This is a genomic window from Bacillus sp. FSL R5-0397, from assembly GCF_038593395.1.
Lineage (GTDB): Bacteria > Bacillota > Bacilli > Bacillales > Bacillaceae > Bacillus > Bacillus altitudinis.
This window is the reverse complement of the sequence record NZ_CP151992.1, coordinates 955,471-979,877: the sequence shown is the minus strand read 5'-3', so window position 1 is coordinate 979,877 and position 24,407 is coordinate 955,471. Positions and strand designations below refer to the sequence as shown.

General features: G+C 39.8%; 24 protein-coding genes. 12 read left to right on the top strand and 12 right to left on the bottom strand.

What is annotated here, in order from left to right:
* Positions 1-106: 106 nt before the first annotated feature.
* Genes NSQ70_RS04875 through NSQ70_RS04865 form a run of 3 tightly spaced genes read left to right on the top strand, consistent with a single transcriptional unit; the run spans position 107 to position 1,590 of the window.
* Positions 107-823: a glycerophosphodiester phosphodiesterase family protein gene (locus NSQ70_RS04875; protein WP_045034845.1), complete on the top strand. Its 717-nt coding sequence runs from the start codon at positions 107-109 to the stop codon at positions 821-823.
* On the top strand, positions 823-1,224 hold the full coding sequence (gene crcB / locus NSQ70_RS04870; RefSeq protein ID WP_034647784.1) for a fluoride efflux transporter CrcB: 402 nt from the start codon (positions 823-825) through the stop codon (positions 1,222-1,224). Before NSQ70_RS04875 ends, crcB begins: the two co-directional genes overlap by 1 nt.
* Positions 1,225-1,590 carry a CrcB family protein gene (locus NSQ70_RS04865; RefSeq protein ID WP_007497111.1) on the top strand — a complete coding sequence of 122 codons (366 nt, stop codon included), beginning with the start codon at positions 1,225-1,227 and terminating at the stop codon, positions 1,588-1,590.
* Here NSQ70_RS04865 and NSQ70_RS04860 read toward each other — a convergent pair.
* A complete protein-coding gene (locus NSQ70_RS04860) occupies positions 1,587-1,979 on the bottom strand; it encodes a hypothetical protein (protein ID WP_017360342.1) in 393 nt (130 codons plus the stop codon). The two genes, NSQ70_RS04865 and NSQ70_RS04860, sit on opposite strands and share 4 nt — an antisense overlap.
* Positions 1,980-2,068: 89 nt before the next feature.
* Complete coding sequence (locus NSQ70_RS04855) at positions 2,069-3,451, bottom strand: hemolysin family protein (protein WP_017360343.1); 1,383 nt, start codon at positions 3,449-3,451, stop codon at positions 2,069-2,071.
* 335 nt (positions 3,452-3,786) lie between these two features.
* On the opposite strand from NSQ70_RS04855, the gene NSQ70_RS04850 reads away from it, so the two are divergent.
* Positions 3,787-4,227 (top strand): MerR family transcriptional regulator, encoded by a 441-nt coding sequence (locus NSQ70_RS04850; protein WP_076821966.1) that lies wholly within the window; start codon positions 3,787-3,789, stop codon positions 4,225-4,227.
* A gap of 58 nt (positions 4,228-4,285) precedes the next feature.
* Positions 4,286-5,617, top strand: a complete 1,332-nt coding sequence (locus tag NSQ70_RS04845; RefSeq protein WP_342502491.1) for a hemolysin family protein — start codon at positions 4,286-4,288, stop codon at positions 5,615-5,617.
* A 40-nt stretch (positions 5,618-5,657) separates the two neighbouring features.
* Here NSQ70_RS04845 and NSQ70_RS04840 read toward each other — a convergent pair whose 3' ends face one another.
* Complete coding sequence (locus NSQ70_RS04840; RefSeq protein ID WP_017360344.1) at positions 5,658-6,260, bottom strand: 1-acyl-sn-glycerol-3-phosphate acyltransferase; 603 nt, start codon at positions 6,258-6,260, stop codon at positions 5,658-5,660.
* Between the two features lie 387 nt (positions 6,261-6,647).
* On the opposite strand from NSQ70_RS04840, the gene NSQ70_RS04835 reads away from it, so the two are divergent.
* The 3 genes from NSQ70_RS04835 to NSQ70_RS04825 are packed head-to-tail and all read left to right on the top strand — an operon-like array spanning position 6,648 to position 8,468.
* Positions 6,648-7,139, top strand: a complete 492-nt coding sequence (locus NSQ70_RS04835; RefSeq protein ID WP_008348979.1) for a sigma-70 family RNA polymerase sigma factor — start codon at positions 6,648-6,650, stop codon at positions 7,137-7,139.
* Complete coding sequence (locus tag NSQ70_RS04830) at positions 7,132-8,190, top strand: anti-sigma factor (RefSeq protein WP_024719964.1); 1,059 nt, start codon at positions 7,132-7,134, stop codon at positions 8,188-8,190. Before NSQ70_RS04835 ends, NSQ70_RS04830 begins: the two co-directional genes overlap by 8 nt.
* Positions 8,178-8,468, top strand: coding sequence for a hypothetical protein (locus tag NSQ70_RS04825; RefSeq protein ID WP_008348984.1), 291 nt, complete (start codon positions 8,178-8,180; stop codon positions 8,466-8,468). The genes NSQ70_RS04830 and NSQ70_RS04825 overlap by 13 nt, the downstream gene beginning before the upstream one ends.
* Before the next feature lie 44 nt (positions 8,469-8,512).
* On the opposite strand, the gene NSQ70_RS04820 is transcribed toward NSQ70_RS04825, so the two are convergent.
* Together NSQ70_RS04820 and NSQ70_RS04815 are read right to left on the bottom strand one after the other, a co-directional pair.
* Positions 8,513-9,913, bottom strand: coding sequence for an amino acid permease (locus NSQ70_RS04820; protein ID WP_041507527.1), 1,401 nt, complete (start codon positions 9,911-9,913; stop codon positions 8,513-8,515).
* 456 nt (positions 9,914-10,369) lie between these two features.
* Entirely contained in the window at positions 10,370-11,200 is an 831-nt protein-coding gene (locus tag NSQ70_RS04815) for a C40 family peptidase (protein WP_007497097.1), read from the bottom strand.
* 354 nt (positions 11,201-11,554) lie between these two features.
* On the opposite strand from NSQ70_RS04815, the gene NSQ70_RS04810 reads away from it, so the two are divergent.
* Positions 11,555-12,919, top strand: coding sequence for an alkaline phosphatase (locus NSQ70_RS04810; RefSeq protein WP_041507529.1), 1,365 nt, complete (start codon positions 11,555-11,557; stop codon positions 12,917-12,919).
* Positions 12,920-12,969: 50 nt separating this feature from the next.
* Here NSQ70_RS04810 and NSQ70_RS04805 read toward each other — a convergent pair whose 3' ends face one another.
* A complete protein-coding gene (locus NSQ70_RS04805) occupies positions 12,970-14,385 on the bottom strand; it encodes a SpoVR family protein (protein WP_024719961.1) in 1,416 nt (471 codons plus the stop codon).
* 76 nt (positions 14,386-14,461) lie between these two features.
* On the bottom strand, positions 14,462-15,661 hold the full coding sequence (locus NSQ70_RS04800; protein ID WP_327861847.1) for a globin domain-containing protein: 1,200 nt from the start codon (positions 15,659-15,661) through the stop codon (positions 14,462-14,464).
* Between the two features lie 183 nt (positions 15,662-15,844).
* Here NSQ70_RS04800 and NSQ70_RS04795 point away from each other — a divergent pair, with 183 nt between their 5' ends.
* Positions 15,845-16,276, top strand: a complete 432-nt coding sequence (locus NSQ70_RS04795; protein WP_041507532.1) for an Rrf2 family transcriptional regulator — start codon at positions 15,845-15,847, stop codon at positions 16,274-16,276.
* A 160-nt stretch (positions 16,277-16,436) separates the two neighbouring features.
* The gene (locus NSQ70_RS04790; RefSeq protein ID WP_045034838.1) at positions 16,437-17,912 is read left to right on the top strand and encodes a catalase; all 1,476 of its coding nucleotides are present in this window, start codon (positions 16,437-16,439) and stop codon (positions 17,910-17,912) included.
* Positions 17,913-17,957: 45 nt separating this feature from the next.
* Here NSQ70_RS04790 and NSQ70_RS04785 read toward each other — a convergent pair whose 3' ends face one another.
* Complete coding sequence (locus NSQ70_RS04785; RefSeq protein WP_235673318.1) at positions 17,958-18,221, bottom strand: YqzG/YhdC family protein; 264 nt, start codon at positions 18,219-18,221, stop codon at positions 17,958-17,960.
* Positions 18,222-18,469: 248 nt separating this feature from the next.
* On the opposite strand from NSQ70_RS04785, the gene NSQ70_RS04780 reads away from it, so the two are divergent.
* Positions 18,470-18,718 (top strand): YhdB family protein, encoded by a 249-nt coding sequence (locus tag NSQ70_RS04780; protein ID WP_008349000.1) that lies wholly within the window; start codon positions 18,470-18,472, stop codon positions 18,716-18,718.
* A gap of 158 nt (positions 18,719-18,876) precedes the next feature.
* Here NSQ70_RS04780 and NSQ70_RS04775 read toward each other — a convergent pair whose 3' ends face one another.
* The 4 genes from NSQ70_RS04775 to glpD form a co-directional block, all read right to left on the bottom strand.
* On the bottom strand, positions 18,877-19,527 hold the full coding sequence (locus NSQ70_RS04775) for a response regulator transcription factor (RefSeq protein WP_342502490.1): 651 nt from the start codon (positions 19,525-19,527) through the stop codon (positions 18,877-18,879).
* Positions 19,524-20,669, bottom strand: a complete 1,146-nt coding sequence (locus NSQ70_RS04770; protein ID WP_024719955.1) for a GAF domain-containing sensor histidine kinase — start codon at positions 20,667-20,669, stop codon at positions 19,524-19,526. Before NSQ70_RS04770 ends, NSQ70_RS04775 begins: the two co-directional genes overlap by 4 nt.
* Positions 20,670-20,820: 151 nt before the next feature.
* On the bottom strand, positions 20,821-22,566 hold the full coding sequence (locus tag NSQ70_RS04765) for a phospho-sugar mutase (protein WP_024719954.1): 1,746 nt from the start codon (positions 22,564-22,566) through the stop codon (positions 20,821-20,823).
* A 144-nt stretch (positions 22,567-22,710) separates the two neighbouring features.
* On the bottom strand, positions 22,711-24,372 hold the full coding sequence (gene glpD, locus NSQ70_RS04760; protein ID WP_342502489.1) for a glycerol-3-phosphate dehydrogenase: 1,662 nt from the start codon (positions 24,370-24,372) through the stop codon (positions 22,711-22,713).
* Between the last annotated feature and the right edge of the window lie 35 nt (positions 24,373-24,407).

Genomic DNA, 24,407 nt, shown 5'->3' with positions numbered 1-24,407 from the left:
GGTTCCATGATAATACGGCGCTCTTCTTCTCCATATAGTAAAGAAGGAAAACCACCAAAGCATTTGATATGATAAGACCAGAACTTATGTCAGGGAGCTGGAGCAAGTGTATATTATCGCACATAGAGGGTCATCAAGCGCCGCCCCAGAAAATACAATCGCTGCGTTTGATGTAGCTGTCGAGCAAGGAGCAGATTATATTGAATTAGACGTACAAATGACAATGGATCAGCACGTCGTCGTCATCCATGATGATACCGTTGAGCGAACGACGAACGGAAACGGCTTAGTCAAAAGCTATACACTTGATCAGTTGAAAAAACTGGACGCAGGAAGCTGGTTTGACCAACAGTATACGAATGAACGAATTCCAACATTACAAGAAATTCTTGAAAGATACAGTCAGCGGATTGGGATATTGATCGAGATCAAACACCCAAAACGGCAGATAGGAATCGAAAAGGCCGTTGCCCGCATCATCAATCGGTTTGCCTATTCTCGTCATATCATCATTCAATCTTTTGATGTTCATGCACTACAAAGAATTAAAGCATTCGCCCCTTCTCTTCGCACAGCTTTGATTATAAAGCCTGATGCATTTAAACTAACGAAACGAAAGTTAACGACATACAGCTCGTTTGCAAATTGTCTTAATATGAAGAAAACGATGATCAATAGATGGTGGATAGACCGCATCCACACATTCGGGATGGATGTGTTTATATGGACTGTAAAAGATCAAAAAACAGCGGATCGAATCAAAAAATATCCAATTGATGGTGTGGTAACGGATAACCCGCTATTTTTTCAAAAGGAGAAATGATGCAGATGAAAACTTATTTCGCCGTTTTTATCGGTGGATTGATTGGTACACTTTGCAGATATGAACTAAGCCAAACTGTCATCAGCCAGACCTTCCCTTATGCAACGATGATTGAAAACATTTCCGGCAGCCTGCTTCTTGGTTTTGCGACAGGATACTTTCTATTTCAGAAAGGAAAAAAATATCTTGCAGCTTTGATTGGAACAGGGTTTTGCGGCGGGTTTACGACCATGTCCACCTTTTCTAAAGAGACAGTTCTTCTGTTACAGGCAGGGCAGTTCAATTTAAGTATGATGTACATCCTGCTCTCAGTCATTGCTGGAGTAGCCGCTGCTTTAGCTGGCCTGATCCTTGCTGAACGGCTCTTTCATCAAAATAAGCAGCAGAAAGGAAGCAGATAAATGATTGTTTTTTGTACAGCTGTAGCTGGAGGGATCGGTAGTGCATGTCGTTTCTTCATCAGCCAAACAATCCAGAAAACTCCATCCCATGCCCTTTTCCCGTACAGTATTATTTTCATTAATTTATTAGGTGCAGCCGGTTTGGGTTTTCTCACAGGCGCTGTAACGTCCAATCATCCACTGCTAGTGATCATAGGAACCGGTTTTTTTGGCGGCTTTACCACATTCTCTACGTTTAGTGTAGAATCTGCGACGATGCTGATGCAGCGTCAAATAGGAAAGCTTGCTGCCTATTTACTTGTGACAATTATCGGCTCTTTATGCCTTTTTGCGGCGTTTTATCAAATAGGACAACTTCTGTTTTAAATATCTGTGATGGCAGCTAGGCTGATGAGCAGTTGATCCATCAGCTGGCGCTTCATTAAAAATAGTGTCTTCTCACTATAGCCGATTTCGATTGCACATTTTGCCATGCGCCAATCTCGAAAATACTTATAATCAATGAGCTGCTGCTCTATTTCATCCAATTCTTTTAAAGCCGTTTCAATACAAGCAACAATCAGTTCATACTGACTTTTCTGCTCTTCTAATTTTTGACGTGCCATATGATGATGTTGGAGAGAACTTCGCTTTTCAAGCTGTCTTTCAATATTTAAAATGGCTGCTTGATAGTTCTTGAAATTTTTTAAATGAAACTCAATACGTTTCATTGAGGTTTTTTTCTCCGTGATACTTGCTGTTTCATACCAGAGCATTTCCATCCCCCTTTTACGAACGTTTGTTCTTATTATATACGAACATATATTCTCAAAAAAGAGGCTAAATACCTAAAAAAACCTTGAGCTTATTTTTCGCTCAAGGTCATTTCATTTACTAACAGTGGCTCTTTTATATCAAGCCCTGTGCGTGTATTTTCTTTTTCTGATGATGTGACGCCTTTTTTCAGGTCGATCTTTTTCACATAGCGTCCATCCATCTCCAAGACCTTCATCCGAATATCATCAAGATAAATGGATTGTCCTTCTCGGATATCAATGTTCTCATTTAAGATTAGCCCGCCTATCGTATCAATTTCTTCATCATGATATGACATTTCGATCAAATCTTGAACTTCCTCTAATCTCACTTTTCCATCTAATATATAATGATGCTCCGCTCTCTTTTGAATGACCGGCTGCTCATCTTCATCGAATTCATCTCGAATGTCTCCAACAATCTCTTCTAAAATATCCTCCGTTGTGACAAGTCCAGATGTCCCGCCATATTCATCCGTTAAAATCGCCATATGCATTCGATCGCGCTGCATCTTGACGAGAAGCTCTTGAATTGGAATCGTGTCAATCACTTCAATCACTGGATAAATATAATCTTGAAGCTTCAGTTGATCTTTTTCTCCTTGATACACAATATCTGCAAAGAGCTGCTTTTTGTTGAGCATGCCAATGACATGGTCTTTATCCCCTGAAAACACGGGGAAGCGTGTGTACTTTTCCTTTGTCATGATCGCCAGTATTTCGTCTAACGGCATATCTTCTGGAATCGCACAAATTTCTCTTCGCGGTATCATAATTTCTCTTGCGATTCGATTATCAAAATCGAATATCTTGTTCATATAATTATACTCTGATGAGTTGATTTCCCCATTTTTTAAGCTTTCAGATAATAAAATCTTTAATTCCTCTTCGGAATGGGAATGTTCTTTTTCAGACCCCATATCGATACCCATCATTTTCGTTAGTACACGGGCTGACCCGTTCAACACATAAATGAAAGGGTACATAAGGATATAAAATGCATGCAGCGGTCCTGACAGCCAAAGTGTCATTTTTTCTGCCTTTTGTATGGCAAGTGTTTTTGGTGCAAGCTCGCCAACAACTACATGCAAAAAGGTAATAATAGAGAACGCAAGTGTTGCTGAGATCAGGCTGATTGCTGAATCAGGAATGTTTGTCAAACCAAAACCTCGAACTAAAAGTTCTTTTACTGCCGGTTTACCGATCCACCCTAAACCAAGGGATGTCACTGTAATACCGAGCTGGCAGGCTGACAAATATTCATCTAGCCTTGATGTCACCTTTTTCGCCATGATAGCCTTTTTGGACCCTTCGGCAACAAGCTGATTAATTCTTGAACTTCTCACCTTTACAATGGCAAATTCAGATGCAACAAAGAAAGCTGTTAAAGCAATCAAAACTCCGACTATACTCAGATTAACAATATCGTCCATTTAACCTTGCTCTTTCTTAGAAGAACAAGGAGTCACCTCCTGATTGATGATGTTGTCTTTTGCAAAACGGTTAACTGATTAAATAAGACTACTTTGAGGGCCCCACTTAACCACCTCCGGTTCACGTAAAATCCGTCTCTCTACATATATATGAAACGGTATTCATTTTATCTTACCATAAATAATCTGAAAATTCCTGTATCGCTACAGTATTTTAGAGATGACAACCTAAATTGATGGAAATGCCCTTTGTTTCTTCATATTGGCAGGAAATCTGAACAATTATCTTGTATTTCAGACTCGAATTATATTAAACTATTTTCATAAACTATAACGTGACGGTTAGGAGGAGATGTTCAGATGGGGCTGAGAAAAAGTATCGTATTGGTGAACTAGCACAGATTGCACAGGTGACGAAACGAACTGTAGATTATTATACGAATCTAGGGTTGCTTGCGCCTGTTAGATCTTGCTCTAATTATCGTTATTACGATGAACATGCTTTAAAACGATTACAATTAATCGTTCTTTGCAAACAGCAGAGATTGGCTCTTTCTGACATCAAATCCAGATTAGATGAACAATTCCCTTCTCAAAAGGAAGAACATGACGAACTTGTCCATTTAACCTCTGATATCGATCGGATGAATGAGCATATGGACCGCATTTTGGCACGTTGTAAGCAGCTTCAGCCAGAACAACGTGAAAAACTAAAAGAGCAGCTTACTCCTGAAAAAATGACGGCTGTCCAATCATTTTTACTGCTGTTAAGTTAAAATTTTTACTAAACAGGAGGTGTTACCTTCGTTCTCAAAGTCAGAACGAAGGCCTTAATTGGACATAGTTAATTTACTTATAGTTGCTTTGCTTATAGCTTTAACCGCATTTTTCGTTGCATCAGAGTTTGCGATCATTCGCTTAAGAAGCTCAAGAATTGATCAGTTAATCGCAGAAGGTAATAAAACAGCAGTTGCTGTCAAGCATGTCACGACTCACCTTGATGAGTATCTGTCGGCCTGTCAGCTCGGTATTACCATTACCGCCCTTGGGATTGGTTGGTTAGGGGAAGAAACAATTGCGCACATGCTTGCTCCACTATTTGTAGGGCTGTCGATTCCTCAATCAGCTAGTTCTATTGTCACTTTTATTATTGCGTTTAGTATTATGACGTTTTTACACGTCGTGGTTGGAGAGCTTGCACCAAAAACACTCGCCATTCAAAAGGCTGAGCAAGTGTCCCTTCTATTTGCTAGACCGCTTATGGTTTTTTACAAAGTGATGTTCCCGTTTATCTGGGTATTAAATGGATCTGCTCGTTTATTAACAAAAGCGTTCGGTCTTCAGCAAGTTTCTGAGCATGACATGGCGCACTCTGAAGAAGAATTGCGGATTATTTTATCAGAGAGCTATAAGAGCGGCGAGATTAACCAGTCTGAATTCAAATATGTGAATAAAATTTTTGAATTTGATGACCGTCTGGCGAAAGAAATTATGATTCCTCGTACCGAAGTTGTCAGCTTCCCTCATGATATTACCATTGAGGAAATGCTGAAAGTGACCAAGGTCGAGAAATATACACGTTATCCAATTGAAGATGGCGATAAAGACAACATCATCGGTGTTGTGAATATTAAAGAAGTACTCACTGCATGTATTAGTGGTGAATGTTCCACAAGTGATACGATCGAACATTTTGTAAACCCGATTATTCATGTAATTGAAACAGTTCCTGTTCATGATCTACTGCTTAAAATGCAGCGTGAGCGTGTACACATGGCCATTTTATCAGATGAATATGGCGGTACAGCAGGACTTGTAACAGTTGAAGACATCCTTGAAGAAATCGTCGGTGAAATTCGTGATGAATTCGATATTGATGAAATCAACGAAGTGCGTAAACTGGGAGAAGACCACTATATCTTTGATGGAAAGGTCCTTGTAGATCAAGTTAACCTGCTACTAGGTATTCAGCTTGATAACGAAGAAGTCGACACAATCGGCGGCTGGTTCCTTACACAAAAATATGAAGTCGAGAAAAATGACGCGATTCGTGAACAAGGCTATGAATTTATCATTAATGAAGTCGATGGACACCATGTGGCATACATCGAAGTCAAAAAACTAAACGAACAACTATTAGAAGCAGCTGAAGAAGGCGCTTCTTAAGAAAAAAAACGACCCTTGCCTTAGCAAGTGGTCGTTTTCTTTATCCCTTTTCGATTAACTTAGCTTCAAGTTCTTTGATTCTTGTGTTTAATACTTCTGTCATCGCACCTAATCTTTCTTTTGGCGGCAGATGATCAAATTCAGACAGCTCAATCGGTTCACCAATGATTAAGCGCATTTTCCCCTTCTTAAAAAGGCTTTTTGCATTAGAAGGTCCTTTGTACGCTGCTGGAACGATTGGTGATTTGCCGAGCTGCGCAATCGTAACGGCCCCTCTTTTTAAAGGAACATCTTCTGTTGTACGTGTTCCGCTTGGAAAAATCCCAACGATTTTCCCCTCTTTTAATAATTTAATGGGCGTTTTAATACTGCTTGGCCCAGGATTCTCTCGATCAACTGGAAAAGCATGAATCTTCTTTAAAAATCCGCCGATCCATTTATTTGCAAACAATTCTTTTTTCGCCATGTAGTGGATCTCAAACGGAAGAATTCCTGCGCCTAATGCAAGAACATCCACAAAACCCTCATGCGTACAAGCAATGACAAACCCCCGGTCTGTTGGCAGATTCTCTTTTTGATATACTTTGATTCCGCCTCGGAGAGCAAAAAAAGCTTTGACGGTATAGCCTGAAAATTTATACATAGTGCACTTCCTTTGTTTGAAGAATGAAGGATTTGTTTCTATTATAACAAATTTTTTATTACCTGGTACTAAAAATTTTCTCCTGCTGATAAAATAGAGACGGTTCACTAAAATCATCTTTTCACTTAAGATGACCGCTCCTTCTGTATTCAAGCATGTGTTTTTAGGAGAGAATAGAGGAAGAAATGTGTCCAAAATTGTCGTTTTTTGAGTCTTTTTCCTGATTTGTTCTATTGAAAACACTTTATAAATGATGCAAATTTCGCTATGATAAGGAGAAATGATTTTGATTCGGGTGAAAGAGATGAGTAATGTACGGCCTATGAGAAGTTTCGTGCAACTTTATGCCTTTCTTATGCGTGTATAACATAGAGGGGAGAAAAATCAGTGACGATCGATGAAATTTATCAAATGTATATGAACGATGTTTACAGGTTTCTGCTCTCCATGACAAAAGACAAACATTTGGCAGAGGACTTATTGCAGGAAACCTTTATGCGTGCTTATATACATATTCATTCCTACGACCATAGCAAAGTGAAACCTTGGTTATTTCAGGTGGCACGAAATGCTTTTATTGATTATGTCAGGAAACATAAAAAAGAAGTGACCATATCGGATGATCTCATTGGCGGCCTTTTACAAACGTCTGTACAAAGTCCTGCTGAACAGATTGAAATAAAAGAAGTTCTCAACATGTATTTGGAGCAGCTTCCAGATAACTACAAGGAAGCGTTGACATTGTATTATTTAAAAGAACTGAATTACAAAGAAGCATCCAAGGTCATGAATATTACTGAAGCAAATTTTAAAAGTGTTTTATTTCGTGCAAGGCAGCGCCTAAAAGCACTATATAACAGAGGTGTTAATGATGAATGAAGAGTTTAATAAGCGATGGGAACAATATAATAATGGCGAGATGAATGAAGAAGAAATGATGGCGTTTGAAGAAGAGCTCGAAGAAAATGAAAAACGCTTAAGCCAAGAACTGAATGACTCAGATTGGACAGACTTCTCCATCAGTCCTGAAAAACAAAAAGCCATTTTACAATACGGAAAAAGAAAGTCCTATTTACGTATTTCTGTGCTTGCTGTCATATCTACACTGATTATTTTACCGCTTTGTACACTAGGTAGTTATCTATACTACGGCGTTGGCGGAGCAGACAGTAAAGGCAATCATTTTATGGAAACGGCCGCTGTAACAGTCGCCCTAACAAAACCGAATGTCGCCATTGATATGAAGGATTTAAAAGGGCAAGTCAAACTGTTTGGTATGAACACAGAACTTAAGCTACAAAAACAAATTGGCAATAAAACAGAAGCCATCGGCAGTGAACAAATCGAAATGTTTTTCGATAAATTAAAGCAGCCTACGATCTCATATTATGGAGACAGCGCACGTAATACGGAGGATTTCTTTACGCACCCTTCGTCTCAGGCAGATACATCAAAAAAACAAACACTCACTACTCTAGACAAGCTACCTGAAGGAACAGTGAGTGAAGTGTATGTATCCTATGACAAAGCATACACACCGAAAGACGTGTATTCATTTGCTAAAAAATATGATATGAAAGTGCTTTGGAATGCGATAAAAACAGAAGATTCATTAAGTGGAAATCAGCGTCCAATCGGTTTTCCTGGGAAAGACTCTGAATTTTTAAAAGAGCTTCAGCACACATCAAAAACAGAGGTTGATCAGTTCAAAGATGCCCTCGCCTATGTCAACCAACATCCATCCTGGGCAAAAACGATCTCTGGCAGACCTGAACTTGACCTCTCTAACCGAATACGCTACATCAATCAAAATGGTGTCACGGTTTACGGTTCTGTTGTCACAGGTCCTTCTAAAGAAATAGAGAAATTTGTGAAGACAAAACGCATTAAAACGGCCAAAGTGAGCGAGGTGGAATTATGGAATTGGTAAGAATCTTTAAAGAGCATAATGTGTTTGGCTGGATTTCAGTCGGCACCGCTATTTTATCGCTGCTCATGCTGAACCTCGCCATTATTAGCAATGTGACATTTTATTCGTTTCAAATGCTTCCTTTTGCAATGGCCGCAGTTCCATTCGGTGTGATTGAACTGTTCATTAAAAAAGGCCGCACTGGACCAGGTTTCCTAGGCGTCGTTCTGAATATTTTTGTCATCGTTTGTGTCTATGCGATCGTATCCATTGATGTCGATCTTCAATTAGGTTTTTAATACTAAAAAGCCAGTCATACTTGACTGGCTTTTTCTGTACACTCTTATTTTTTGTTTAATTCGGAGTGCTTTCTTGAATATAAGAAATAGACAACAAGTCCAATGGCAAGCCAGATTAAGAAACGAACAAATGTGATGGTGCCAAGCTTATAAATGAGCAGTCCGCAAGATAGAATAGCCAAGATTGGAATGAGCGGCACTGCGGGGCATCTGAATGCTCTCGGTAAATCAGGCTGTGTTTTTCTCATGACAATGACAGCAACTGAAATCAAAATGAAAGCTGAAAGTGTTCCGATGTTCACTAGACTTGCCAACTCATCAAGCGGAATGAATCCACCCATTAATGCTGACAATGTCCCAAAGAAAAGAGTATTGATATAAGGTGTTTTATGTTTTGGATGAACCTTTGAAAGAACCTTTGGTACCAAGCCATCACGAGACATGGCAAACATGACACGTGTTTGGCCGTACAGCATGACAAGCATGACCGTGGTCATCCCTAAAATCGCCCCAACATCTACAATACCCGCCACCCAATTTTGACCGGCTACTTGTAAAACAAGAGACACTGGATGGGATACTCCCTCAAAGTTCATAAATGGAACAATGCCTGTCATGATGGCACTGACTACCACATACAACATGGTACAAATCAATAAGGAAGTGATGATTCCTCTTGGCAAGTTGCGGGATGGATTTTTTGTTTCCTCTGCCGCAGAAGCAACTGCATCAAATCCGATAAATGCAAAGAATACGAGAGCTGCTGCACTTAACACGCCTGAAGTTCCAAAAGGAACGAATGGTGTCCAGTTTTCAGGTTTTACATATTTCACAGCGACTAAAATAAAGAGCAGAATCACCGCAATTTTCATAATGACCATGATGTTGTTGACTCGTTTTGATTCTTTAATACCGAAGTACAGCAAGAAGGTGATGATCATTAAAATAATAAATGCAGGAAGATTAAAATATGTCACTTGACCCTTTAAACCACCTGGTGCTGCTGTTAATTCAACCGGTATATGAATCCCTATCCCATTTAAAAACGACACAAAGTAGCCTGACCAGCCTGCTGAAACGGCACTAGCGGCTAGCATATATTCTAATATCAAATCCCAGCCAATGATAAACGCTAAAAATTCTCCCATAGATGCGTACGTAAATGTATAAACAGATCCTGATACTGGCACTGTGGAAGCGAATTCCGCATATGACAATGCCGCAAATAAACATGCAAGACCTGCAATCACAAATGATAAAATAAGTCCTGGTCCTGCTGTAACGGCGCCTGTACCTGTCAGAACAAATATCCCTGTACCGATAATCGCTCCAATACCAAGCATCGTTAAGTCAAATGAACCTAATTCCTTTCTTAACGCTTTTTCCCCTTGTGTTGCCGCAATAAGCTCTGAAATGCTCTTCTTCCTAAACAACGAATTGCTCATACCATCACTCCCAAAACTTAGTATCCGTCTAAAGACGCCACCACTTCGTAATTCACTTTATTTTCTGAATATTTAGATTTAATTTAGCGCAATAAATTGGTGGCGTAAAATTATTATATATGAAAATTAAAAAATGAAAACACTTTTTTTCAAAATAGAGTGAAAATTCTTATTTATCAACAAAATACTTGTCAATATTCATGGTAGATTTTCTTCAATCTTTATTCAAATCATAGCTTGGCCTCTTCTATTTATTATACAACATACAAAATTATACTTTTTTGATATAATTTTTATAAAGTGAAAATAAAATTATTCTTTTGATAACTTGTCTTCACTTTTGCTTATTTAAAAGCCTTTAGACTCATAGAGAGCTATGATAAAGGACTGTTTTAGCTGCGCAAACGATATACAAAAAAAGAGACTGCCTAGTAAGCAGTCTCTTAAGATCCATTATTAATTTACAAATGTCTTTGCGCCAAGGTAAATTGGCTTCCAATAGCTTGAAGTCATATCGCTGATCGTCACACCATCAGAAGCAGCGTGGATAAACTTGTTGTTCCCAAGGTAGACACCCATGTGAGATGGGCCAGATTTATAGGTTGTAAAGAAGACAAAATCTCCAACTTTAGGTGTTGAGACGCTTTTCATTGATCCCCAAAAACCTTCAGTCGTTTGTCTTGAAATCTTTGTTTGTTTGTTAATGATATACCACATAAAACCGCTGCAATCAAAGCCTTTCGGTGTCGTTCCACCCCATTTATATGGTGTACCGTTTTGTGCTTTCGCATCTGCTACGAGTTTAGACGTATTTAAAGAAGAAGTAGCAACTGTTTTTTCTTTGACAGGTGTTGGTTTCACTTTGGATGTCTTTTTCACTTTCAGCTTTTGTCCAATTTTAATCAGATCTGTTTTGAGTTTATTTAACGATTTCAGCTCTTTCACTGTCATTCCATATTTTTTGCCGATTTTAGATAAAGTATCACCTTTGACAACTTTATGAGTGGCTGTCGTTGAAGACGCTTTTACTTTTGTTGTTGTTTTTGATGTTTTCGTTACCTTTTTTGAAGAAGTACCATTCACTTTTAAGGTTTGTCCAACATAAATCGTGTTAGATTTCAGTTTATTGTCTGATTTAATCTTACTCACGGTTGTTTTGTATTTTTTCGCTAGAACAGAAAGAGAGTCACCTTTTTGAACCTTTACTGATTGTGCTGAGGCAGCTCCGGCAAATAATGTCGTCCCAAGTAGAACTGCACTTGCAGCTGTGATCAATTGTTTTTTCATTTGTTCCTCCTGTATGTATCTATCGTGATCCGAATTTTTATCTACTTTCTATTATAAGGATCGAATACCAGAAGAAATAGTCTTGACTTCCTACGACATTATGCTTATTAATTCGGCAAAAAATATTTTTTTTTAGGGTTCTTTTTATTTCATTTTTATTACACAATCATGACAAAACAAATGCATCTTGTCATAGATAAATCATACATTCATTTCTCTTTTTGGTTCATTCTATGTAAAGTGGACCTTTACAATTTTAAAGTGAACTTTACGGTGCTGTCATTTGGAATCCACACTTCTGTTCTACCATTGTAAACGTGAGAGCGATACATAAACAATGAGGAGGCAAAATGAATGAGTGTGTTGAAAAGCTCGAAAACGAAAATAGCTGCAATCGCAGCCGCATCAGTGTTATCGATTGGTATTTTTTCAGGAATTGAATTTGGACAGGCTGACAAAGCTGAGGCTAAAAAGAAACCAAAAAATGACGTACAAAATGTGATCGTGCTCATTGGAGATGGCATGGGAACACCTTACCTTTCAACTTACCGCTCATTTAAACACAACGGTGATCTTTCCAAGCAAACAGCGTTTGACCCTTACCTCACTGGCATGCATAAAACATACCCTGATGATTCTAAAAGTAACATTACTGATTCAGCAGCAGCTGGGACAGCCATGGCAACTGGTCAAAAGACATACAACAACGCCATTGGTGTAAACAAAAATGGCAAAAAACTAAAAACAGTATTAGAAGAAGCAAAACGCAAAGGAAAGTCTACTGGTCTCGTCGTCACATCTGAATTAACCAATGCGACACCTGCTGCGTATGCCGCCCACGATGTTTCTAGAAAAAACACAGCAGCCATTGCTGATGATTTCTTCGATGAGAAAATTGGCAAACAGCATACAGTCGATGTCATGCTTGGCGGAGGACTGATCGATTTTGTCCGCAAAGATCGTGATTTGACGAAAGAATTTCAAAAAGCAGGTTATCGTTACGTAACCAATAAAGCGGACTTACAAAAAAACAAACAGCAAAAATTGTTAGGCATTTTTGCTGACGGTGGTCTCGATAAAGCAATTGATCGTGATAAAACGACCCCTTCATTGCAAGACATGACATCCTCAGCCATCAAACAGCTGTCTAAAAACAAAAAAGGATTTTTCCTCATGGTTGAAGGCAGTCAAATTGACTGGGCTGGACATGACCACGATATTGTCAGTGCAATGAGTGAGATGAAAGATTTTGAAAAAGCATTTGAAGAAGCCATTCGTTTCGCAAAAAAGGATAAAAACACGTTAGTCATCACGACAGCAGATCATTCAACTGGCGGCCTTTCCTTCGGGGCAGACGGCTCGGGCAGCTGGGATTATCAGCCTGTCAAAGCAGCAAAAAAGACACCTGATTTCATTGCAAACAAAATTGTTGGGGGTATGACGGTCGAGACTGCGCTCAAACAATACATCGACCTTGATTTCACAAAAGAGGAAATCGCCTCTATTCAAAAGGCAGCTGAAACAAAAGATCCTGTTCAAATTGATGATGCCATCGAAAAGGTCATCAATACGAGGTCTCATACAGGCTGGACCACATCGGGTCATACAGGGGATGAAGTACCATTTTATGCTTATGGACCAACAAGCGAACAGCTAAAAGGGCTTATGGAAAATACAGATCAAGCGAAACACATTTTCAAACTGCTGAAAAACCAATAAAGTGCTAATCACAAAAAAAGATGTCTAGTCGTAGACATCTTTTTTGATCATTAAGTGAGATACTTCCTATGAACCCCTTTTCCATCGTATGAAAACATCACTTCTTTTCCTTCAAGAACTGACTCGATGTGCACACTTCTTCCCCATAGCTGATACAAATATGGAAGCACCTTTTCTAAGTATTTGAGATCAAGCTCAATGCCTTCATACCAATGTTTAATATAGAGTTCGTTGTTTTTTAAATAGTCGCCATCGATGACTGTCAAATACGGAAAGCCGCCATTGACCCTCATACTGACTAGCTGATCACGGACTGCCTTCCATTCTTTATCAATGACTTTATAGTCTCTCCCCTGCTTTTGAAACAAGTACAAATCTTCCCTCATCACAAGGTCTTTCGTTAAGTAATTTCGAATAAAAGAAATGTCTGATTCAATTTCCCGCACTTCAAACATTTTGCTGCGACCCGACCCTTCCGTCACTCCTGCTTTTTTTAATTCCTCGCATGGATGATCGTAGCGCTCTTCAATATCTTCAAAAATCTTCAGCCCTAAATAGTAAGGATTGATTCCTGTCTTAGATGGCTGCACGACACCTGCATTTAATTTGGCAAATTCAATCGATTCACTTGAATCTAAATCAAGTTCACGCATAATCCGCTGGTGCCAATACGATGCCCAGCCTTCATTCATGATTTTCGTTTCTAGTTGTGGCCAAAAATAGAGCATTTCCTCTCTCAGCATCGTCAGCACATCCCGCTGCCAAGGCTCTAGCTCCCGGGAGTGTGCCTCGATAAAGAGCAAAATATCTTTTTCTGGCTTTGGGGGGAATTGCTTGATCGTTTTCTTTTTCTCACGTGTTTTCGGTTCATCCATTCCCCACAAATCATCATATGGCGTTTGACGTTTTGGTTTGTCCTCTTCATATTCATCTTCATCGTCGAGATTCCAGCTTAATTTTGAACGAACAAGCGACGGATCAATATGCTCCTGCAATGCCAATACAGCATCTAAAAAGGACTCGACTTCTTTTGTACCGTGGATATGTTCATATTCTTTAATTCGCTCTGCTGCCGCTGACATACTTTCCACCATATCTCGTTTTGTGTTTTGGAAACGGCAGTTGTTTTTAAAGAAATCGCAGTGTGCCAGGACATGAGCCACAATTAGTTTATTTTGAACAAGCGAATTGTTATCAAGGAGAAAGGCATAGCAAGGATTTGAATTAATCACCAGCTCATAAATTTTGCTTAATCCTAAATCATAATGAAGCTTCATTTTGTGAAATTGCTTTCCAAAGCTCCAGTGGCTAAATCGTGTTGGCATGCCATATGCACCAAATGTATAAATAATCTCCGCGGGACAGATTTCATACCTCATCGGATAAAAATCCAGACCAAATCCTTCTGCAATTTCTGTAATTTCATCAATGGCTCGTTGTAAAAGACGCTTTTCAGATACGCTCAAGGAAACCATCCCTCCTCATCGGACTTATCCCTACTATATGAGCGTACCTAAAAAAACATGATGTTCAGCCAGTTGTTTAGACGACTTCCATCTCTTTCATGGACTGCCCGCCGAACGCTTCAAAATGGATATTCTCTTCCGGAATGTCCAACGCTTTTAGAATAAGGATCATCTCTTGAGTAAATACTGGGGAACCGCAAACATAAAATTGGCCTTTTCCTTCACCAATGACTGATTGAAGGAAAGGTCGGTCAATCCGCGTAGCCACCTTCTCAACCAGCTCACTCTTTACACTCTTTTCAAATTGTTCGTTACAAAGGATAATACGCCCCTCTGGAGATGAAGTGAGAACGTGTTCATACTCTTGTTCAAAAGCGGTTACATCCTCTAGTCTGTCTGCATGAATCATCGTGAATGGCTGATTGTTATGCGACGCTGTTTTCACTAAACCAATCATTGGTGTGACACCAGAACCAGCACTAATCAAATAAACGGGTTCTTTTGTGTCATCTTTCAAGCAGAACATTCCCTGCGGCATACTGACGTGAAGAACATCGCCTTCTTCCATTTCATCATGCAGGAATGTGGAGACATGCCCATCTCGTTTCACGGTAATGCGATAGTAAGATGGGTGATATTGATCTGATAAACTGTATTGTCTGCTGCATACATAGGCTTCACCCGGCATATCTACCTGCACCGTAATGTATTGACCAGCTTCATACATTGGTAGCTCAGATTCATCCTCTGGTACTAAATAAAAGGAAATGAGTGATGGAGATTCTTGTTTCTTTTTCTTCACAATAAACGGTTTGACATCTGCCCATCCACCAGTTTGTTTCACATTTTCAGCCATCATTTCTGCCTCAATGGTGATGAATATATTCGCAATGATGTCATATGCAGCCTTCCAAGCCAACAATGTGTCATCTTCCTCTGATAACCCAAATACCTCTTTCATTGCTTCAAGAAGGTGATATCCGACGATTGGGTACTGCTCTTTTTTCACCATGACACTGACATGCTTATGGGCAATTTGTTTCACAGCAGGAAGCAAGTCTGCCAAGCGGTCAATGTGCAGTGCAGCTTGATAGAGTGTTGCAGCAAGCGCCTCTGGCTGGCTTCCATTCATGAGATTTGTTTTATTAAACTGATTGAGTAGCTCTGGATGCTGTCTAATCATATTTTGATAAAAAACTGTCACAAGTTTTGTTCCCTCAGCTTTTAGAAGAGGGGCTGATTGTTTAATGGCATTCATTTGATCTGTGGATAACATCGTTATTCCTTCTTTCAAAAGATGTATTTTAAATACATCTTTATCGTAATGGAAGACAACGTATAAAAGCAATATTTATAATACATGTTTTAAATGTTGTCACATTTAGCACTTTCTCGAACAGTTTTTGTCTAAAATGTGTTACGATGATACAAAACTCTATTAGGTTTAGAGGTCGTCCAAATGAAACTTACGAATTATACAGATTTCTCATTAAGGGTACTCATTTATTTAGCTTCGAGAGAAAACAATGAACTGTCAAATATTCAGCAGATTGCCGATATTTATGGCATTTCGAAAAATCACCTGACAAAGGTAATTTACCATCTAGGAAAACGTGGTTATGTAGAAACGATCCGCGGAAGAAATGGTGGGATTAGGCTGGGGAAAAGCCCAGAAAGCATTAATATTGGTGAGGTTGTCCGCTATACAGAGGATGATTTAGTCATGGTTGAATGCTTTGATCCGAAGAAAAATAGCTGTATTATCTCCCCGATTTGTTCATTAAAGCACGTACTTCATGAAGCACTCACTGCTTATTTACGCGTTCTTGACCAATACACATTAAATGATTTAACACAAAACAAAGATGCTCTAAGAGAGCTTCTGCTCTAAGGCGAAAGAATTTATTTCTTTCGTCTTTTTCTTTACCTCCTTGTAATAATAATTTATTTAAAATTATTATAAATAAATATTGACTATCATGTTTGATTCAATATAATTAGGGTATATAGATTGCTAGAAACCATTTTTTGTTTACAGGAGGAGAAAAAGAATGACAAATTCTAATCATAAAAATTTGACAACGAATCAAGGCGTGCCAGTTGGCGATAATCAAAACTCAAGAACTGCTGGTCACAGGGGGCCTTCATTTCTTGATGATTACCATTTGATTGAAAAACTTGCACACTTTGACCGTGAACGTATTCCAGAGCGTGTCGTTCATGCAAGAGGCGCCGGCGCTTATGGTGTATTTGAAGTAGAAAATAGCATGGAGAAACATACAAGAGCAGCCTTCTTAAGTGAAAAAGGAAAACAAACAGACGTTTTTGTCCGTTTCTCAACGGTTATTCATCCTAAAGGTTCGCCTGAAACATTACGTGACCCTCGCGGCTTCGCTGTCAAATTTTATACAGAAGAAGGCAACTATGATCTAGTTGGGAACAACTTGCCGATCTTCTTTATTCGTGATGCACTCAAATTCCCTGATATGGTTCACTCTCTCAAGCCAGATCCTGTAACAAACATTCAAGATCCTGACCGTTATTGGGATTTTATGACATTAACACCTGAATCCACTCACATGCTCACATGGCTCTTCTCTGACGAAGGTATTCCTGCGAACTACGCTGAAATGCGCGGTTCTGGTGTTCATACGTTTAGATGGGTAAACAAATACGGAGAAACAAAATATGTGAAATACCACTGGAGACCATCAGAAGGTATTCGCAATTTATCGATGGAAGAAGCTGCAGAAATTCAAGCAAACGACTTCCAGCATGCGACAAGAGACTTGTATGATCGTATTGAAAAAGGAAATTATCCAGCATGGGATCTTTACGTTCAGCTTATGCCGCTCAGTGATTATGATGAACTAGATTATGATCCATGTGATCCGACGAAAACGTGGAGCGAGGAAGATTATCCGCTGCAAAAAGTGGGCCGCATGACACTGAACCGCAATCCAGAAAATTTCTTTGCTGAAACAGAGCAATCTGCTTTCACGCCAAGTGCCCTAGTTCCAGGAATTGAAGCATCTGAAGACAAACTGCTTCAAGGTCGTCTGTTCTCTTATCCTGACACGCAGCGTCACCGCCTAGGTGCAAACTACATGCGCATCCCAGTGAACTGTCCTTATGCGCCTGTACACAATAACCAACAGGATGGCTTTATGACAACAACTCGTCCAAGTGGTCATATTAACTATGAACCAAACCGTTATGACGATCAGCCAAAAGAAAACCCTCACTACAAAGAAAGTGAACCAGTTCTTCACGGTGACCGTATGGTGAGACAAAAAATCGAAAAACCAAATGATTTCAAACAAGCTGGAGAAAAATATCGAAGCTACTCTGAAGAAGAGAAACAAGCATTGATCAAAAACTTGACAGCTGACTTGAAAGACGTAAATGAAAAAACGAAATTACTTGCGATCTGCAACTTCTATCGTGCAGATGAAGATTATGGACAGCGTTTAGCGGATTCACTCGGTGTGGATATTCGCTCATATCTTCAAGGAAGCATGAAATAAATCTTCTTTTCAGCTGGAGCACCTCTTTTTAAAAGAGGTGCTTTTTTATAGCCGAAATACGTTAATACTAATCAAATGACCCGTCACCGGATGAAAATAAATTTCTGCATGTGCTGCAAATCGTGTGGAGCCTTCCTTCACGGTCACACGAAACACATCTTTTGTTTGTTCTTCATTCACTTGTGTACGTCCAATGTAATGATAATCGTTTAAAGCGGCGCCTTCATATTCATCTTGCAAGGCAGTATACGCAAGTCTTTCCCAATTCTCTGCTGGCTGCACAGCTGCTTGTGAAGATGGATGAACCATGAGACTGCCGAATAAAACAATTCCTGCTGCAAAAAGCATCCATAATTTCGGGTGCATGATATCAATATTCTCACTTTCATATCTATTTTGTTTAGGTTTTGCTGGTTGGTTCTTTTTCATACATCAAGCATTTATTCAGCCTATAATTCCCGGTACCCAGTTTATGCAGACACCAACTTTTCCCCTGAAAAAGTCGACCTGATCCGAGCAAACTAATGAGGACTTCTCAAGGGAAAGGAGAAGGTTTAATGAATGTGGCGGATTATGATAAAGCACTTTATTATACGCATCGCTCGCAATGGGATAATTTACTTATTCTTATGGTCCGTACGCAAGATGATTTGCTCTCGAAACGTATTGAGCATTTCTTACATGCGTATCAATTTAACCGGAACGATGCAGATGTTGAAAAATGTTTATATGGACTCCTGCAGTATATCGACCATGCTTCAGAAGCTGCCGTTGCTGAAGCATATGCTGAACCAATGTACACATAAAGGAAAAGGTTGATTTTCTTTCAGATTGTTGACATAGGGCTAGAATGAACTTTATTTTAGCTCTTTGTTTTCACCCTTTTACTAACCGCCTTTCATAAAGAAGAAAAGACTTCATGAGAAATACTCATGAAGTCTTTTGAAATGTCCACCATGACTGTTTACAACAGCTCTTTCGGCTGATTTTTTTGATAATCTACCGCATAGAGAGCGGCCTGAGTTCGATCTGCCAGCTCTAACTTTGATAACACATGAGACACGTGAGTTTTCACAGTCTTTTCAGAAATAAAAAGCGATGAGGCGATTTCTTTGTTACTTTTCCCTTTTGCGATTTCAAATAAGACATCACGTTCTCTATTGGTCAGTTCGTTCATCAATGCCCATTTCTGCTCTTTAGGTTCAGTTAGATGCTGGATGAGAAACGTCGTAATATGACCGTCTAATTGATACGTACCATTTTGCACCTCAATCATTGTCGTGAGAAGCTTTTCAGGTGCTACATCTTTAAGCTGATAAGCCTTTGCTCCCGCTTGGATAGCAGGGATCACATAGTCCTTATCTGCATAGCTTGTCAGAATGACAATGCGGACATCCGGCATATCCAGCATCATTTGCTTTGTCGCCTCAATCCCATTCATTACAGGCATAGAAAGATCCATCAAGACAATGTCAGGCTTTGTCTGCCTCACTACCTGTAGTGCCTCTTCTCCATTGGATGCTTCACCAACGATGTCCACATCTGGCTGGGTTTGCAAGAAAAAGACCAGTCCTTTTCGGACAATGTGATGATCATCTGCAATGACTACCCTCATGACAATCCCTTCCTTTCTTGAGAAAATGGTACTTTCACATCAATCGTCGTTCCCTTCCCTAGCTCAGAATTGATGCAAAATGTACCTCCTGCTCTTCGGATACGGTCAGCCATCCCTTTCAGCCCAAATGAAGGAAGACTCATTTGTTCATCATACTGAAATCCCTTTCCCTGATCGATGATTTTCATACCAAACGTATCTCCTGATTGCTCCAGTTTGACCTCTACTTTCTCAACGCCCGCATGCTTTTGGCAATTATTTAGAGCTTCTTGGCATACGCGAAATAAGGTTTCGTGCTTTGAATGATCTATTTCCATACAGCCTGATAAAGACAATGAACAATTTAGACCTAAAAGCTGTGCATACTCTTCAATCGCTGTTGTAAATCCTTTTTCAAGCCCTTTTGGTCTTAACTGCCAGATGAGTGATCGCATTTCAATGAGGGCATCTTGTGATAAATGCTGAATAAAATCAATCATTTCACCTAATTTTTGATCACTTGTCATTTGACGCGCTGCCTTTGCAGTCAAACTCACGGAAAACAGCATTTGATTCACAGAATCGTGTAAATCCTGCGCAAGCCGGTTTCGTTCTTCTAAAAGTGCATGCTGCTGCTCATTTTGCACAAGCTTCATGCGCTGAATAGCCGTACCAATTTGCAGTGCAATACTTTCAAGCAGATTCAGCTCATCCTGTGTAAATGTGACCTTCCCTTTTGCCGCCACATTTAATAAGCCAAACGTACGCTTACATGCTTGGAGCGGAACGGTTGCATGATGGGTAATTCCTTCTGTATCTCCAAGCTTTTGCTCAATCGCCGTTTCAATCCGTTTACAATTGATAATATTGGTAGCTGATTGCAGTGAGCCTTTCGTGTAGCGGTTGATGCAATAGCAATCGTTTTGACACATCAATTGCTTTCGATCCTTTGCCAGCGCTTCAGGTAAGCATACTTCTGCCATTAGTTCATACGATCCGTCTTCTTCTATAAAATAAATCCATGCTGTTTGAAAGCCTGTCACTTCCATAAGCATATGAAGCACTTCATGAAGCGTTTCCTTCATTTCCATCCCTTCATTTAGCTTTTCAGCAATTTCTTTTAACGTTTTTAATGTTTTGACTTTTTCTTGGTAATCTCCCATCGTGTGTACCCCCGGCTTTTACTGCCTCTCTTATCAATATGTTGATTATACCATGAGCATCTGTACGGCTCTTTCTCAAAAAGGATGATTTTTTCTCATCCTTTTGACTGAGAAAAAGCCATCATGCATGACATGATGGCTTTGTGATATTTTATTTAGCTGTTTCTTCCACAATGTCATAGACGACTTTCATGACTTCTTCTGATAAGTGTTTCAGCTTTTCTTCGCTGTCTGTTAACGATGTGCCTTTGACTGCAATATAAAATTTGACTTTAGGCTCCGTACCAGAAGGTCGTAAACAAAACCATGAGCCATCTTCAAGGAAATATTTCAGGACGTTTGATGCCGGCAGATGAATCGTTTCTTCTTTCTTTTCAGCCACAAGGTGCCTTTGACTTGATTGATAATCCTCAATGACCGTAATGCGCTGACCAGCGATAGAAGCTGGCGGGTTTGATCTAAAGGTATGAAGAATAGCAGAAATCTGCTCTGCTCCTACTTTCCCCTTTAAGGTTAATGACTTTAACCCTTCTCTGTAAAATCCAAATTCCTTAAAAATATCAACAAGCGCATCATATAATGACTTCCCTTGTTTTTTATAAAAGGCTGCGACTTCAACTGCTAATAACGCAGCTTGAACTGCATCTTTATCTCGTGCAAAATCACCGATCAAATAGCCGTAGCTTTCTTCATAGCCGAATTGAAACGTGTATTCTCCGCTTTCTTCAAACTGCTTGATTTTTTCTCCGATAAATTTAAAGCCAGTGAGCGTATCAATCGTGTCAGCTCCAAATGCTGAGGCAACAGCACGCCCAAGCTCACTTGTCACAATCGTTTTCATCACAACGGGGCGAGGCGGCAGCTGACCTAGTTTTTGTTTTTCAGATAATAAATAATGAAGTAGTAAGGCGCCTGTTTGGTTGCCGGTCAAAACGGTAAATTCACCATCATGATTTTTCACAGCGATACCTAATCGATCTGCATCTGGATCTGTCGCAATCAAAATATCAGCATTTTGCTTTTCGCCAAGCTTGATGGCGTATTCAAAAGCGGCATGCTCCTCTGGATTTGGAGACGTAACCGTCGAGAATTGCGGATCTGGTTTTTCCTGTTCAGGTACAACCGTCACATGCTTATAACCAAAGGCCTGAAGTCCGTTTCGGACAGGTTTATTCGCCGTCCCATGAAGCGGGGTAAACACCACTTTGACATCGACTTCTTTTGCAAGCTCAGGGTGCACACGAATGGTTTTTAATTTTTCCATATACGCTTGATCGATTTCTTCACCAATCATGCGGATCAAACCATTTTGCTTCAATACTTCTTCTGATTCCACTGAAATGGCTAATTCATTTTCGATGGCATCTACTTCTTTAATGACTTGATCTGCTTCAAATGGGGGCATTTGGCCTCCATCTTCTCCATAAACTTTATAGCCATTATATTCTGGCGGATTGTGACTTGCTGTCACAACAATCCCTGCAAAGGCATTCAGTTCTCGAACTGCAAAAGAGAGTTCTGGTGTCGGACGCAGTTCGTCAAATACGTATGTTTGAATGCCATGTGATGCAAGTGTTTTAGCCGCTTCCATCGCAAATTCAGGAGATTTATGGCGTGAATCATAGGCAATGGCGACGCCTCTTTTTTTTGCATCCTCTCCATGTGCTGCAATATACGCAGCAAGACCAGCAGATGCTTTTCGAACAGTATAAACATTCATTCGGTTCGTTCCAGCACCAATTTCTCCGCGCATTCCTCCAGTACCAAACTCAAGGTTTTTGTAGAAGCAGTCTTCAAGCGCTTGATGATCATCTTGATGTGCCTCCAGCCATTCCCTTAGTTCAGTATCCAGGTGCTTCTCATTGATCCAACGCTCATAATTCGTATTCCAACTCATGGTCGTCCTCCCAGCTCTTATCATCAATAAAATAACATCTACTGTTATTTTATATGGAATTATCCTTCATGTCATGTTATATCATGAACATATGAAAAAACGATGAACAAAATAAAAAAAGCCGATACACGATCGGCTTTTTACTTATTCAGCATCAAGCGGTACGACTGCTTCATGGAATAGTCGGTCTAATTCAGTTTGATGTTTCTGTTTTGTCACTTCATCCCAGCCAAAACGATCTGCCATATAGTCAACAACAGGCTGTGCATACGTTTTTGCCCAATTGATATTAAATAATAGGCTGCCTGTTCTTCTCAAGAAGAAATCGACAGGTGTTACAGCCAATTCTTCTTCTATCGCATAGACAAGTTCAGCCAACACATATGCGGGAATGTTTCGTTTGTCTGCTTCCCCTTGAAGCTGCTCTACACGCTTGAAGACATTGCTGACGTTTGAGCCATATTTCTCAGCTAATTTTTGTGCAATCGGTTCTGTCAAACCAACGGATGCTCCTTCTGCCGTTTTCGCTTGAACAAAGGATGCCATATTTTTCGAACCGCCTACATGCCCACCTGAAATTGGCATATGTTTCGTTTTACATGGTCCAAAATCTTTTCCAGTTTCCTCTTTAAGTCCATCACGTACAAGATTCACAATGTGTTCAGCCATTTTACGGTAACCTGTTAATTTACCGCCAGCAATCGTGATTAAGCCTGAAGATGATGTCCATACCTCATCCTTACGAGAAATTTCTGAAGGATCTTTGCCTTCTTCATGAATGAGTGGACGAAGACCAGCCCAGTTAGATTCAACGTCTTTCTCTGTAATGTTAAGATCTGGGAACATATATTGAATGGCTTTGATCACGTAATCACGATCTGCTTTTGTCATACGCGGATGTTCCAGCTGTTTTTTGTACACTGTATCTGTTGTACCAACGTACGTTTTGCCTTCTCTTGGAATCGCAAAGACCATCCGTTTATCAGGTGTGTCAAAGTAGATTGCTTGTTTTAATGGGAAAACAGATTGGTCAAATACTAAGTGAATTCCTTTTGTATGTTGTAAATGTTTCCCCTCTTTTGAGTGGTCCTTGTCTCTTAGCTGATCGACCCATGGACCAGTCGCATTGACAATCTTCTTCGCATATACGTCGTATGTTTTTTGCGTCATCACATCTTCAATGACAACACCGACAACTTTGCCTTTATCATAAATAAATTCTTTTACTTTCGCATAGTTGACCGCTTCTGCCCCGAATTTCACAGCCTCTTTCATGACTTCAATTGTCAGGCGTGCATCATCTGTACGGTATTCAACATAGTAGCCCCCACCTTTTAAGCCATCCTTTTTCACAAGTGGTTCTTTTGCAAGTGTCTCTTTTGCACTTAGCATACTTCTGCGTTCACTATGCTTAACGCCAGCTAAAAAGTCATATACTCTAAGTCCGATTGAAGTTGAAAACTTACCGAATGTCCCGCCTTTATGCATCGGAAGAAGCATCCATTCTGGCGTTGTCACATGAGGACCATTTTCGTATACGATGGCACGCTCTTTACCGACCTCTGCGACCATTTTCACTTCAAATTGTTTTAAATAACGAAGTCCGCCGTGTACAAGTTTCGTTGAGCGGCTAGACGTACCTGCTGCGAAATCCTGCATTTCCGCAAGACCGACACGCATTCCGCGTGAAGCCGCATCAAGTGCTGTACCAGCGCCAGTAATACCCCCACCAATGATAAACACATCATATGGTTTTTTTGTCATGTCCTGAAGCATTTGTTCTCTTTCTAAGCTAGAAAAAGTCATCTCTTGTTCCTCCCATGTTGTACGGTAAAGAAAAA